A 13,984-nucleotide genomic window follows, 5' to 3' on the forward strand; every position below is an offset into this window, starting at 1 on the left:
TCTTCATCGCGTCGTCTTTCTCGTGTTCAGGAGGTGGTCGATGGTCACGGCGGCGAGCAGGATCAGGCCCTTGATCACGTCCTGCCAGTAGGGCGAGACGTCGAGCAGGATCAGCGAGCTGGTCACCACCGACAGCAGCGCGAGGCCCAGCACCGCGCCCAGCACGGTGCCGGAGCCGCCCTTGAGGCTCGCGCCGCCGATCACCGCGGCGGCAATCACGTTGAGCTCCATGCCCACGCCGAAGGTGGGCGTGGCGGCGCCGAAGCGGGCCGTGTAGATCACGCCGGCCAGGCCCGCCGATGCGGAGCACAGCACCGTGACCCAGAACTTCACCCGGCCCACGCGGATGCCCGAGTACAGCGCGGCCTTCTCGTTGCTGCCGGTGTAGAACACGCGCCGCAGCAAGGTCGAGCGGCGCAGCACGAAGTCGCTCACGACCACGATCGCCACGAAGATCAGGATCACGGCCGGAATGCCGAACAGCGTGCCCTGCCCGATGAACTTGAACTCGGCCGGCAGCGAGAACAGCGACTGCGGCGTGCCCTGCGTGAGCGCCAGGCACAGCCCGCGCACGATCACCATGAAGGCCAGCGAGGCGATGAAATGGTTCAGCCCGATGCGCGTGACGCAGCCGCCGATCATGGCGCCGACGAGCCCGCTCGCGCCGATGGCCACCAGGCTCGCGATCCAGGGGTCCACGCCTATCAGGAAAAGCTTGCCCGTGACCACCATCGCGAAGCACACCACCGAGCCCACCGACAGGTCGATGCCGCCGACGATCAGCAGGATCGTCATGCCCACCACCACGATGCCTTCGATCGAGAAGGACAGGAGCATGGCGCGCACGTTGTCCCAGGTGAGGAAGTAGGGCGACGCGAAGCTCATCGCCACGCACATCACCGCAATGATCAGCAGCAGGCCCATCTCGCGCATGCTCGTGAACTTGTTGGCGGGCTTCACGGGGCCGCCTCCCGATGGGCGCGGTGCCAGGCCCGCATCGAGTTGTGCCGGGTAGTTCATGCCATCTCCTGTTCGCAGAGTCCGGAGGCGAGCCGCAAGAGGGCCTCCTCCGTCATTTCGTTGGAATTCAATTCGCCGGCCAGCCGGCCGTCGCGGATCACCAGGGCCCGGTCGCACAGGCCGATGATCTCGGGCAGCTCCGAGGAGATCACGATCACGCCCACGCCCTGGTCCGCGAGCTCGCGCAGGATGTGGTGGATCTCCGACTTGGCGCCCACGTCCACGCCGCGCGTGGGCTCGTCCATCAGCAGCACCGACGGGTTGGTGGCCAGCAGCTTGGCAATCGCCACCTTCTGCTGGTTGCCGCCCGACAGGCTGGACACTTCGATGGCCACGCCGTCCGACTTGAGCTTGAGCCTGGCGCCCAGCTCGCGGGCCAGGCGGTGTTCGGCCGAGCGCTGCAAGAGGCCCCAGCCGGAGCTCACGCGCCGCAGCGCCATCGACGAGATGTTCTGTGCGATCGGCAGGTCGAGAAAAACACCCGCCGCCTTGCGGTCTTCGCTGAGGTAGGCAATGCCTTCGCGCAGCGCATCGCTGTACTTGCGGATGGAAAGCGTCTTGCCGCGCAGGCGCACCGTGCCTTGCGTGGCGGCGCGCAGGCCGCACAGCGTCTCGGCCAGTTCGCTGCGGCCGGCGCCCATGAGTCCGGCAATGCCGAGGATCTCGCCGCGCTGGAGCGCAAACGAGATGCCGTGCACGCGCTCGCCGTCGGCGATGCCAACCGCCTCGAGCACGGGCTCGGACGATTCCGTGGTCTCTTGCTTGGGCGGGTAGTAGTTGCCGAGCTCGCGCCCGACCATGCGGCGCACCAGCTCGTCCGCGCTCAGGCCGGCCAGCGGGCCGCTGTGCACGTTGCGCCCGTCGCGCAGCACGGTGACGCGGTCGCAGTGCGTGAATATTTCAGCCATGCGGTGGCTGATGTAGATGATGCCGATGCCCTGCGCCTTCAGGTCGTGCAGCACGCGAAAGAGCGCGGCCGACTCGTTGTCGGTCAGCGCGGCCGTGGGCTCGTCGAGGATCAGCACCTTGCAGTCGAGCGTGAGCGCCTTGGCAATCTCCACCAGCTGCTGGCTCGAAATGCTCAGCTCGCGCACGGGCGCGGCGGGATCGATGTCCTGCCCGAGCCGCGCCAGCACCCGGGCGGCGCGCGCGTTCAGGCTGGCGTAGTTCATCCAGGCCTGCCGGCCGGCGTTGATCTCCGGCATGAAGATGTTTTCGGCCACGGTGGCGTCGGCGCACAGCGCGATCTCCTGGTGCACCAGGCCGATGCCCAGGCGCATGGCGTGCGCCGGGCCGTCGATGACCACCTTCTCGCCGTTCAGCAGGATGTCGCCTTCGTCGGGGCGGTGGATGCCGTCGATGATGTTCATCAGCGTCGACTTGCCCGCGCCGTTCTCGCCGCACAGCGCGTGGATCTCGCCCGCCGAGAGCGAGAAATCCACGCCCGAGAGCGCGCGCGAAGCGCCGAAGCGCTTGCTGATGCCGCGCAATTCGAGCAATGAAGAAGAGCCCACAGCGCTCACTCGCCGATTCCCTTGGTGCCGCGGCGCGCGAGGTACTTGTCCCAGTAGAAGTCGTCGGCGTTGGCCTTGCTGACCACCGACAGGCCGTTGTCCAGGAACGGCACCGACATCGGATTGGTGCCGTTGCGCTTGGCGTCGTTCATCGGATCGATGAGCTGCGGGTTCCTGGCCAGGAACAGCATCATCATGCCCATGTAGCCCTGCATGCCCTGGTTGGGGTTGATGGCGCCGAACACGTCGCCGGCCTTGATCATGTCGAGGATCTTGGCGTTCACGTCGCAGCACATCACGCGGATGTTCTTCTTCGACTCGATCTTGGCCTGCGCGGCGCCCAGGGCCGAGTTGGCCTCGGGCATGAACAGCGCACCCAGGTTCGGGTTGGCCTGCGCGAGGCTCAGCACCGCCTGGTAGGCCTTGCTCGGGTCCTGGTTGCTGGCGGCGCGGCCGACCAGCTTCATGCCCGCATGCTTGGTCTTCATGCGGTTGACGAAGGCCGCGATGCGGCGGTCGTGGTTGTCCTGGCCGGGGTTCTCGAGCACCGCGTATTCGCCCTTGCCGCCCAGCGCCGCGGCAATCGCGTCGGCCGCCTGCGTGCCCTCGCGGTCGTTGTCCGAAGTGACGAAGGAGGCGCGCTTGGAGTTGGGCGAGTCGGCCGCAAAGGTCACGACCGGGATGCCCATGGCCACCGCGCGGTTGATCGGCTCGATGAACGGATCGGGGTTCATCGGGTGCAGCAGGATGCCCGCGGGCTTGCGCGCCAGCTCCTGCTCGAACGAGGCCAGCTGCTTGTTGACGTCGTACTCGGGCGTGCCGGTGTAGCGCGTGCGCACGCCCAGCGTGCGGCCGAGCTGCTTCATCATTTCGTAGACCGGAAACCAGTATTCGACGCCCGACACCATCACGTTCATCACGTAGACGTCGCTGGCGTTGCCGCGCAATCCGGTGGCGGCGGCCGTGGGGGTGGACTGCGCAAATGCGCTGGCGCCGGCCAGGCCGATACCGGCGGCCGCAGCGGACTTCAGGAAATTTCGCCTCATTCTTTGTCTCCTCGCGTTGACTGGCAGAGCTTGCGACCTGCTTTTGCGAGCAGATCTTCGGACCTCATTGTCACGACAGTTGTTATGACAGGTAGAATGTAATCGCGGGTTGTTTGCCGCGATAACTAGGGGAAACGCTACTGGCAAGTGGCTTTCAACTCGCCGAAGCTGTTATGACATGAAGCCAAATATACTGATCGGCGTCGACATGGGCTCGAGCAGCCTGAAGGCGCTGGCCCTCGAAGCCGCGAGCGGCCGCACCGTCGCCTTGTCCCGCATGTCCCTGCCGCACGACCGGCTGCCCGGCGGAGGCTGCGAGGTGGGCGCGCCAGCGATCCGCGCTGCGCTGACCCGCGTGCTGCAGGACGTGGCCCGCCAGCTCGGCCCGCGCGCGGCCGAGGTCCGTGCCATGGCCTGCACCGGCCACGGCGCCGGCCTCTATGCGCTCGATGCCGGCAACCAGCTCGTGGGTGGACGCGCCGTCGCCTCCACCGACCAGCGCGCCGATGCCCGGGCGCGCGCCCTGGCCGCAAGCCGCGGCGCGCAGTTGTTCGAGGACGTGGGCTGCAGCCCCTGGCCCGGGCAGCCCACGGTGATCGCGGCCGAGCTGCTGGGCGCGGATGCGGTGCAGCGCGGCGAACTGCACCGCCTGCTGTTCGCCAAGGACTACCTCGGCTTTCTGCTGACCGGCCAGATCGCCACCGACGCCAGCGATGCGAGCACCGCCGGCCTGGTGTCGCTTGCCACCGGCAGCTGGTCGCGCGCGGCTTTCGAGGCCTCGGGCATCGCGGAGCTCGGTGCGCGCGCCTTCGGCCCCATCGTGCCGAGCGGCACCATGATCGGAAAGCTCCTGCCCGCGGAGGCCGCGCTGTGCGGCCTGCCCGCGGGCATTCCGGTGGCAATGGGCGCCATCGACCTGCTGGCCTCGATGACGGCGATCCGCGCGGAAGGGCGCGGCCGCGCAGTGTCGGTATTCGGCACCTGGTGCGTGAATGCGGTCATCGGCCCGGTGATGGCGCCCAAGCCTGCCGTTGCAGCCATCGTGAATTTCGGCCGCAGCAACAAGCGGCTCTACATGGAGAACAGCCCGTCTTCGATGGCCAACATCGCCTGGCTGGCCGGCGCGCTCGCACTGCCCGATGCGCGCGCGGTGGTCGACCTGGCCATGGCGGTGCCGCTGGGCGCCAACGGCCTGCGCTTCCTGCCCTTCGTCAATGGCGGCGGCGGCGTGACGGCCGGCTTCGTGGGCCTCAAGAGCCACCACACGCGCGCCGACATGGCGCGCGCCGTGGTCGATGCCGTGGCGGCGCTGCATGCGCGGCACACGGCGCGCCTGGCCGCGGCCGGCCTCGCGGTGGGCCAGACGACGGTGCTCGGCGGCGGCGCGGGCGATGCCCGCCTCGTGCGGCTGCTGGCGGCCTTCCTGGGGCGGCCCGTCGAACGCTGCGCCGACGACGAGACCGGCGCACGCGGCGCCGCGATCTACGCCGCCATGTCGCAGGGGCTGGACGACGCGTCGCAGGGCAGCGCACTGCTCGCGCCCTGCGAAGTGATCGAGCCCGATGCGCGGCAGGCCCGCGCCCATGCGGATTTCAACGCCGGCTTCAACGAACTGATCGACAGCATGTCACCTGTATTCACCCACCTCGCGGGCGGTGCCGAATGAGCGCCTGGCAACTTCCCTTCGTGCGCCCGGCCTCGCTGGCAGGCCGCCATTTCTCCACCGTGATCGTGGGCGCCGGCATCAACGGCGTGGGCGTGTTCCGCGACCTTTCGCTGCAGCGCGTCGACTGCCTGATCGTCGACAAGGGCGACTTCGGCGCCGGCGCCAGCAGCGCGCCCTCGCGCATGATCCACGGCGGCCTGCGCTACCTGGAAAACGGCAGCTTCTCGCTGGTGGCCGAAGCCACGCGCGAGCGCAACCTGCTGCTGCGCAATGCGCCGCACCTGGTGCAGCCGCTCAAGACGGTGGTGCCGCTCGCGAGCTTCTTCGGCGGGCTGATGAGCAGCGCGCTCAAGTTCTTCGGCCGCACGCCGCCGCAGCGCACGCGCGGCCTGCTGGCCGTGGCGCTGGGCCTGCGGCTCTACGACCTTTTGGGACGCCGCCAGCGCGTGATGCCGGGGCATCGCATCAGCCGCGTGCCGCCGGCCGACCGCGGCCTGTTCCGCGCGGCCATCCGCTGGACCGCGACCTTCTTCGATGCCTGGATCAGCCATCCCGAATGGCTCATCCTCGAACTCATAGCCGATGCCTGCCGCGACCAGCCGCGCTCCGCGGCCGCCAACTACTGCCGTGTGATGGGCTGCGCGGGCAACATCCTCACCTTGCGCGACGAGATCACCGGCGCACTCGTGCGCGTGACCGCCGACAGCGTGGTGAATGCCACCGGCGCCTGGCTCGACCGCAGCGCGGCCGTGCTCGGCGGTGCCGGCCCGCGCGTGATGGGCACCAAGGGCTCGCACCTCGTGCTCGACCATCCCGCGCTGCGCGATGCGCTCGACGGCCGCATGGCCTACTTCGAGGCGGTCGACGGGCGCGTGTGCATCGTCTATCCCTTCCTCGACCGGGTGCTGGTGGGCTCCACCGACATCCCGGTCGAAGACCCGGACCAGATCGTCACCGAGCCGGCCGAGGTCGACTACCTGATCGACGTGCTGCGCGAGGTCTTCCCGAACATGGCCTTCGGGCGCGGCGACGTGGTCTACACCTATGTCGGCGTGCGGCCGCTCGCGCGCTCCGAGGCCGACAAGCCGGGGCAGATCTCGCGCGACCATTCGGTGGTGGTGGATCCGCCGAACGCGACGCGCGACATCGCCATCGTCGGCCTGGTCGGCGGCAAGTGGACCACTTTCCGCTCGCTGGCCGAGGAGGCCACCGACGAAGTGCTGCAGCTGCTCGGCCGCTCGCGCACCGCCTCGACCCAGCTGCTGCCCATTGGCGGCGGCGCGGAACTGCCGGCCGATGGGCCGGCGGCCGATCGCTTCGTCGAAAAGATGATGGCCGCCTGCGGCATCGGCCGCGCCCGCGCGCTGACCCTGCTCGGCCGCTATGGCTCGAAGGCGCTGCCGCTCGCGCAGCGCCTGGCGGCCTCGGGCGACCAGCCGCTGCTGCATGCGCCGGACTACTCGGCCGCCGAGCTTTCCTACCTGTGCCTCGAAACCGGCGTGGTGCACCTCGACGACCTCGTCATCCGACGCACGCTGCTGGCCATTCGCGGCCTCGTCACCGATGCCGCGCTCGCCCAGATCGCGGGCGTGGCGGCCGAGGCGCTGGGCTGGGACGCCATCCACGCCCACAACGAGCTGTGCGCCTGCGCCACCGCGCTGCGCGAGCGGCACAACGTGCGCCTGCATGCCGTGGCCGCCGGCGAGGCGCCTTCTTTCGATGCATCATTGATGGCCAGCTCAGTCCTCGGCCAAGCCTAAAAGTGAACAGTCCCAACGACATGTCGACCGTGCTCGACCGCAATTCCGAATCGCCGCTGTGGGCGCAGTTCCGCGACGCCATCCGCTTGCAGATCCTGCAGGGCGTGCTGCCCATCGGCGCCAAGCTGCCTTCGGAGGCGGAGCTCGGCGAGCAGTTCGGCATCTCGCGCATCGTGGTGCGCGAGGCCTTGGCCGACCTCGTGCGCAACAACCTCATCTACAAGATCAAGGGCCGCGGCGCCTTCGTGTCGGCGCGCGAGCGCGACGAGGATTTTGTTTCCACCGTGCTCGGCTTCTCCGACGAGATGGAGCGCAAGGGCCGCTCGGTGCGCACGCAGATCCTCGCGCAGGAACTGCGCGCACCCACCGAGCATGAAGCCGCATCGCTGGGCCTGGCCGACGACACCCAGGTGGTGGCCCTCAAGCGCCTGCGCAGCGTGGATGGCGAGCTGCGCCTCTTGGTCGAGACCGCGGTGCCGGCGGACCTGGCGCCCGGCCTGCACCGCGCGCGGCTGGAAGACCGCTCGCTCTATGACGTGCTGCGCCGGCAGTACGGGCTGCGCCTGGTGCGCGCCGAGCGCTGGATCGATGCGGTGCTGCCCGACGCCGAAACCTGCAGGCTGCTCGACCTGCCGCAGCCCGAGCCGCTGCTGCGCATCGAGTCGATCGCCTACGGCGCCAACGGCCGGCCGCTGGAGCACTACCGTGCGCTGCACCGCTGCAAGACCAGCCGCCTGCACGTGCAGACGACCACCTGATTTTTCCTCAGGCCTTGGCGGCGCTGCGCGAGGGCCAGAGCACCGAGGCAATGGCCACCACCATCAGCGCGACGGCGACCCAGTCCTGCCAGTGCACCACTTCGCCAAGCCACACCGCGCCGCTGAAAACGCCCAGCACGGGGATGAACATCACGCTCAGGGTCGAAGCCACCGGCGGCAGGCCGCGTGCCAGGTAGAACCAGGCCGCGTGCGCGAAGCCGAAGATCAGCACCGCGTTGTAGGCGATCGAGCCCCAGGTCACGGGGCCGGGCCAGCGCCATGGGCCGCGCTCGAACAGCAGCGACAGCACCGTCATCACCACGGCCGTCATGGCCGTCATCCAGAACGACAGCGTGAGCGTCGCCAGCCCGATGCGCGAGTGGCGCAGCAGCTGCGTGCCCAGCGCCCAGGTCGCGGCCGCCACCAGTGCGAGCGCCACGTAGCCGGGCCGGCCCGCGAGGTCGGTGAGCTAGTGCCACAGCAGGAGCCCCACGCCGATCGCGCAGGCGCCCACGCCGAGCCATGAGCGCCGCGTGAGCACGGCCGAGAACAGCAGCGCGCCGATCACCGCGGAGAACACCGGCATCGTGTAGCCCAGGATCGCGGCGCGTCCGCCCGACAGCGCCTTCACCGCCAGGATGATGCAGGCGTGCCAGATGAACATGTTGGTGGCGCCCAGCCGCACCAGTTCGGGCCAGGCGCTGCGCGGCACGCGGAACGGCACCTTCATCCACACCAGCGCGAGCCCCAGCACAGGCACGCCGAGCCAGATCGATATCGCGCGGAAGGTCAGCGGCGGATAGTCCGCCACGCCGAGCTTCATCACGGGCCAGTTGAGGCCCCAGGCAAGCGTGAGGAGAACGAGCAGGACGAACTGGCGCGGCGTGAAGGAAGGCATGGGCCGCGATTGTGGCGCGGCCCGCGCATCCGTGCCGGGAGCAGGCGCCGCTACAGCAGCCGCTTGAGGTAGCGCCCCGTGTGGCTCGCCTCGTTGGCCGCGATGTCTTCGGGTGTGCCTTCGCCCACCACCGTGCCGCCGCCGGCGCCGCCCTCGGGGCCCATGTCGATCAGCCAGTCGGCCGTCTTGATGACGTCCAGGTTGTGCTCGATCACCACGATGGTGTTGCCCGCGTCGCGCAGCTGGTGCAGCACCTTGAGCAGCAGCTCGATGTCGGCAAAGTGCAGGCCGGTGGTCGGCTCGTCGAGGATGTAGAGCGTGCGGCCGGTGTCGCGCTTGCTGAGCTCCAGCGCGAGCTTCACGCGCTGCGCCTCGCCGCCCGAGAGCGTGGTGGCCGACTGGCCGAGCTGGATGTAGGACAGGCCCACGTCCAGCAGCGTGCGCAGCTTGCGCTCGATGGTCGGCACGGCCTTCAGGAACTCGTGCGCGGTCTCCACCGTCATCTCGAGGATCTGCGCGATGTTCTTGCCCTTGTAGAGCACCTCGAGCGTCTCGCGGTTGTAGCGCTGGCCGTGGCAGACCTCGCAGGGCACGTACACGTCGGGCAGGAAGTGCATCTCGACCTTCACCACGCCGTCGCCCTGGCAGGCCTCGCAGCGCCCGCCCGCCACGTTGAAGCTGAAGCGGCCCGGGCCGTAGCCGCGTTCGCGCGCGGTGTTGGTCTCGGCCATCAGCTCGCGGATCGGCGTGAACAGGCCCGTGTAGGTGGCCGGGTTGCTGCGCGGCGTGCGGCCGATGGGACTCTGGTCGACGTTGATGACCTTGTCGAAATACTCGATGCCCTCGACCGACTCGTGCGCGGCCGGCTCTTCGTGCGCGCGGTAGAGCGTGCGCGCCACGGCCGTGTAGAGCGTGTCGTTCACGAGGGTGGACTTGCCCGAGCCCGAGACGCCAGTCACGCAGGTCAGGAGGCCGACCGGGAAGGCCACGCTCACGTTCTTCAGGTTGTTGCCGGTGGCGCCGACCACGCGGATTTCCTGCAGGTCGGTCTGCGAGGCCAGGTGCGCCGCTTCGCGCGCGGCACGCCGCTCGGCCGCGGGGCTCGGCGGAAAGCGCGAGGCCTTCCTGCCTTCGTTGAAGGCCGGCTTCTTCACGACCGGCAGCCAGGCGGTGCGGCGCTTGGGCACCTCGATCTTCTTCGTGCCCGAAAGGTATTGGCCGGTCAGCGAATCGGGGTTGGCCGCCACCTGGGCGTAGCTGCCCTGCGCCATCACGCGCCCGCCGTGCACGCCCGCGCCCGGGCCCATGTCGATCACGTGGTCGGCCGCGTGGATCATGTCCTCGTCATGCTCGACCACGATCACGCTGTTGCCGATGTCGCGCAGGTGCTTCAGCGTGCCGATGAGCCGGTCGTTGTCGCGCTGGTGCAGGCCGATGCTGGGCTCGTCGAGCACGTACATCACGCCCGTCAGGCCCGAACCGATCTGCGAGGCCAGCCGGATGCGCTGCGCCTCGCCGCCCGAAAGCGTCTCGGCGCTGCGGTCCAGGCTCAGGTAGTTGAGGCCCACGTCGTTCAGGAACTTCAGCCGCAGGCCGATCTCGCGCACCACCTTGTCGGCGATGTCGGCCTTGGCGCCGCGCAGCTTGAGCTTCTGGAACCAGGCGAGCGAATCGCGCAGCGTGAGGTGGCTCAGTTCGAAGATCGCCATGCGCGGCGGCTCGCCACCGTCCGCGGGGCGGGCCGATTCGTCCACCAGGAACACGTTGCGCGCCTCGGGCCGCAGCCGCGAGCCGCCGCAGTCGGGACACGGCTGCAGATTGCGAAAGCGCGCGAGGTCTTCGCGCACCATCACCGAATCGGTCTCGCGGTAGCGCCGCGCCATGTTCGGGATGATGCCTTCGAAGGGATGCTTCTTCGTGAGCTTCTTGCCCGCGAAGTTGCCCGACTCCATGGTGTAGTTGAACTTGATCTCCTCGGCCGCCGAGCCGTGCAGCAGCACCTGCTGCACCGAGGCCGGCAAGGATTCGAAGGGCGCGTCGACGTCGAACTTGTAGTGCTTCGCGACGCTCTCGATCATGCTGAAGTAGTAGCCGTTGCGGCGGTCCCAGCCCTTGATGGCGCCGCTTGCGAGCGAGAGTGAGGGAAAGGCCACCACGCGCGCCGGGTCGAACACCTCGCGGTGGCCGAGGCCGTCGCAGCTGGGGCAGGCACCCACCGGCGAGTTGAACGAAAAGAGGCGCGGCTCCAGCTCCGACAGCGAGTAGTGGCAGATCGGGCAGGCGAACTTGGCGTTGAACAGGTGCTCCTTGTCGGGCGCCCCCTCGGTGCCCAGCTCCAGCGCGATGGCGCGGCCTTCGGCCAGCCGCAGCGCGGCTTCGAAACTCTCGGCCAGGCGCTGCTGCATGTCGGGGCGCGCGCGCAGCCGGTCGATCACCACGTCGATGTCGTGCTTCTCGGTCTTCTTGAGCTTGGGCAGGTCGTTGTATTCGCAGGTTTGCCCGTCGACGCGGAAGCGCACGTAGCCCGCGGCCTGCATCTCGGCGAAGAGTTCGAGGAATTCGCCTTTCTTCTCTCTTGCCACCGGTGCGAGGATCATCAGCCGCGGCTCGTCGGGAATGGCCAGCGTGGCATCGACCATCTGCGAGACGGTCTGCGCCTGCAGCGGCAGGTGGTGGTCGGGGCAGTAGGGCGTGCCGGCGCGCGCATAGAGCAGGCGCAGGTAGTCGTGGATCTCGGTCACCGTGCCCACGGTGGAGCGCGGGTTGTGGCTGGTGGCCTTCTGCTCGATGCTGATGGCGGGCGACAGGCCCTCGATCACGTCGACGTCGGGCTTGTCCATGAGCTGCAGGAACTGCCGCGCATAGGCCGAGAGGCTTTCCACGTAGCGCCGCTGGCCTTCGGCGTACAGCGTGTCGAAGGCCAGGCTCGACTTGCCCGAGCCCGACAGGCCGGTGATCACCACCAGCTTGTTGCGCGGGATGTCGAGGTCGACGTTCTTCAGGTTGTGGGTGCGCGCACCGCGGATGCTGATGCGCTGCTGCGCGAGCACCGCGCCGAGGTAGGTGTCGCGTTCGAGTTCCGCGTCGCGTGCGCGCTGCGCGTCGTCGTCGGCGTATTCAATGGCTTTGGAATTCAAGGGGGCGATCGTCCGAGGGCAACCGGACATGATAGACCGCCGACGATTTCATGGCGAGGGAGAGGGAACCGGCGGTTCGGACTTCGGGGTCTCTGCCGGCGCCGGGTGCACCGCTTCGGTGCCGCCTCCGCTGCTGATCGCGCGGCCCACCATGTACTCGGCCAGCGTGTCGTACAGCGGACGGCTGATCATCCGGGAGACCAGGCTGGCCAGCATCGCGGCGGCCATCAGGCTCAGCACCATCGAATGGCCGTCGACCATTTCCATCACGATGATGAAGGCGGTGAGCGGCGCCTGTGTCACTGCGGCCAGGAAGCCCGCCATGCCCATGGCGATGAGCGCCGGGCCCAGGTCGCTGCTGGCGAGGCGGGCCACCGCGTCGCCGATGCCCGCACCGATCGACAGCGACGGCGCGAAGATGCCGCCCGGCACGCCGCACCAGGCGGTGAGCCAGGTGGCGACGAACTTGAGCACCGTGTAGAGCGGCGTCAGTTCGTCATGGCCCTGCAGCATCTGCTTGACCGCCTCCGAGCCCGCGCCGAAGGTGACGCCGCCCGTCGCCAGCCCGATGAGCGCCACGGCCAATCCGCCGGCGGCCGCGAAGCGCACCGGAAAACGTGCGCGCCAGCGGTTCAGGCGCCCGGGCGCGCCGGTCAGCGAAGCGGTCAGCAGCCGCGCGAACAGCCCGCCGGCCCCGCCGCTCAGCAAGGTGGCCAGCAGGCCCGGGCCGAGGGCATCCCAGCCGAGCCGGGGCACGCGGATCACGCCGAAATAGCTGGTATTGCCGAAGGCCGACACCGCCACCAGGCCCGCCAGCACGATGGCCGTGATGATGAGTCCGCTCGAACGTGCCTCCAGCCGGCCCGAGAGTTCCTCGATGGCGAAAACCACGCCTGCCAGCGGCGCATTGAAGGCCGCCGCGATGCCGGCGGCCCCGCCGGCCACCAGCAGCGCGCGCTCGTCGATGGCGGTGTTGGGCGAGAGCCAGCGCCGCGCGTGCTGCATCACGCCGGCCGCGACCTGCACCGAGGGCCCTTCGCGGCCGATCGACAGGCCGGCCGCGAAGCCCGCGGCGCCCAACCCGATCTTCGCCACCGTCAGCCGCAGCGATGCGAAGGCGAAGCGCCGCTCCTCGGGAAGCGCAGGATGCAGCGCCGCCTTGATCTGCGGAATGCCCGAGCCGCCCGCGCCGGGGAAGAAGCGCAGCGTGAACCACACGATGCCCGCCGTGACGAGCGGGGTCGCCAGCAGCACCGCCCAGGGATGGGCCGCATAGAGGCGATGGAAGCGGCCGAAGGCCCAGTCGCTCGCGTACGTGAAACCCACGACGAAGAGCCCTGCCGCAATCGCATAGCCGAGCACGATCGCCCGGTCGAGCCAGACGCGGCCGCCCCGCAGCTCGGTGCGCAGATGCTCGAAGAAGTCTGGTTCTCTGTTCATGCCGAAGACGCATTCTGGCATCGGCCGGGGCTGCGGCCGGCCGCCTTGGGGCACAATCGAGGGTTCCTTTCAACCTTCTCCTTCATCCACTTATCAGGGGCAGTGCATATGGCATCGGTCAACAAAGTCATCGTCGTCGGCAACCTGGGGCGCGACCCCGAAATGCGTACCTTCCCGAGCGGCGACCAGGTCGCAAATGTCACCGTGGCCACCACCGATCGCTGGAAAGACAAGCAAAGCGGCGAAATGCGCGAAGCCACTGAATGGCACCGCATCGTCTTCAACGGTCGCCTGGCCGAAATTGCCGGCCAGTACCTGCGCAAGGGCTCGCAGGTGTACGTCGAAGGCAGCCTGCGCACGCGCAAGTGGACCGACAAGGACGGCATCGAAAAATACACCACCGAAATCCGTGCCGACCAGATGCAGATGCTCGGCAGCCGCCAGGGCCAGGGCGGCCCCTCGGGCGGTCCCGAGGACGACGGCGGCTATTCGCAGGGCGGCGGTTACTCGCAAGGCGGCGGTGGTGGTGGCGGCGGCTACGCCCCCCGTGCACCAGCCGCGGCACCGCGCGCTCCGGCGCCGGCACCGCGCCAGGCTCCGGCCAAGTCGTCGTCGGGCTTCGACGACATGGACGACGACATTCCGTTCTGAGCTGAATCGCAGCACCGTGGCTGAAGCCGTTCCATCGCTGCTTCAGCCGCGCGGCTTGCCGGGAACGCACCTGTTCCCGGCTGTTTTTTCCTGA

The 13,984-nt window shown here is 68.9% G+C and carries 9 protein-coding genes and 1 pseudogene; 4 read left to right on the top strand and 6 right to left on the bottom strand.

Annotation, left to right across the window (positions count from 1 at the left end):
• Positions 1–3 precede the first annotated feature (3 nt).
• From IB278_RS11145 to IB278_RS11155, 3 genes are read right to left on the bottom strand one after another with little or no spacing between them, the layout of a single operon-like run.
• Positions 4–1,020, bottom strand: coding sequence for an ABC transporter permease (locus tag IB278_RS11145; RefSeq protein ID WP_192323454.1), 1,017 nt, complete (start codon positions 1,018–1,020; stop codon positions 4–6).
• Positions 1,017–2,543 carry a sugar ABC transporter ATP-binding protein gene (locus IB278_RS11150; RefSeq protein WP_261380270.1) on the bottom strand — a complete coding sequence of 509 codons (1,527 nt, stop codon included), beginning with the start codon at positions 2,541–2,543 and terminating at the stop codon, positions 1,017–1,019. Before IB278_RS11150 ends, IB278_RS11145 begins: the two co-directional genes overlap by 4 nt.
• Positions 2,540–3,580: a substrate-binding domain-containing protein gene (locus IB278_RS11155; RefSeq protein WP_192323455.1), complete on the bottom strand. Its 1,041-nt coding sequence runs from the start codon at positions 3,578–3,580 to the stop codon at positions 2,540–2,542. The genes IB278_RS11150 and IB278_RS11155 overlap by 4 nt, the downstream gene beginning before the upstream one ends.
• A 178-nt stretch (positions 3,581–3,758) precedes the next feature.
• On the opposite strand from IB278_RS11155, the gene IB278_RS11160 reads away from it, so the two are divergent.
• From IB278_RS11160 to IB278_RS11170, 3 genes are read left to right on the top strand one after another with little or no spacing between them, the layout of a single operon-like run.
• Positions 3,759–5,246, top strand: coding sequence for an FGGY family carbohydrate kinase (locus IB278_RS11160; protein WP_192323456.1), 1,488 nt, complete (start codon positions 3,759–3,761; stop codon positions 5,244–5,246).
• Complete coding sequence (locus IB278_RS11165) at positions 5,243–7,006, top strand: glycerol-3-phosphate dehydrogenase/oxidase (protein ID WP_145742693.1); 1,764 nt, start codon at positions 5,243–5,245, stop codon at positions 7,004–7,006. Before IB278_RS11160 ends, IB278_RS11165 begins: the two co-directional genes overlap by 4 nt.
• A gap of 20 nt (positions 7,007–7,026) precedes the next feature.
• Positions 7,027–7,764, top strand: coding sequence for a GntR family transcriptional regulator (locus IB278_RS11170; RefSeq protein ID WP_225612860.1), 738 nt, complete (start codon positions 7,027–7,029; stop codon positions 7,762–7,764).
• Between the two features lie 7 nt (positions 7,765–7,771).
• On the opposite strand, the pseudogene IB278_RS11175 reads toward IB278_RS11170, so the two are convergent.
• From IB278_RS11175 to IB278_RS11185, 3 genes and pseudogenes are all read right to left on the bottom strand, one after another.
• A pseudogene (locus IB278_RS11175) lies at positions 7,772–8,662 on the bottom strand (DMT family transporter).
• Positions 8,663–8,712: 50 nt separating this feature from the next.
• Positions 8,713–11,829, bottom strand: coding sequence for an excinuclease ABC subunit UvrA (gene uvrA / locus IB278_RS11180; RefSeq protein WP_145742689.1), 3,117 nt, complete (start codon positions 11,827–11,829; stop codon positions 8,713–8,715).
• Between the two features lie 18 nt (positions 11,830–11,847).
• Positions 11,848–13,239, bottom strand: a complete 1,392-nt coding sequence (locus IB278_RS11185; protein ID WP_192323457.1) for a chloride channel protein — start codon at positions 13,237–13,239, stop codon at positions 11,848–11,850.
• A gap of 108 nt (positions 13,240–13,347) precedes the next feature.
• Here IB278_RS11185 and ssb point away from each other — a divergent pair, with 108 nt between their 5' ends.
• Positions 13,348–13,890: a single-stranded DNA-binding protein gene (gene ssb, locus IB278_RS11190; protein WP_145742684.1), complete on the top strand. Its 543-nt coding sequence runs from the start codon at positions 13,348–13,350 to the stop codon at positions 13,888–13,890.
• The last annotated feature ends 94 nt before the right edge of the window (positions 13,891–13,984 follow it).

Origin of the sequence: Variovorax sp. VRV01, from assembly GCF_014852545.1 — a bacterium.
In the GTDB taxonomy this organism is placed as follows: Bacteria; Pseudomonadota; Gammaproteobacteria; order Burkholderiales; family Burkholderiaceae_C; genus Variovorax; species Variovorax beijingensis_A.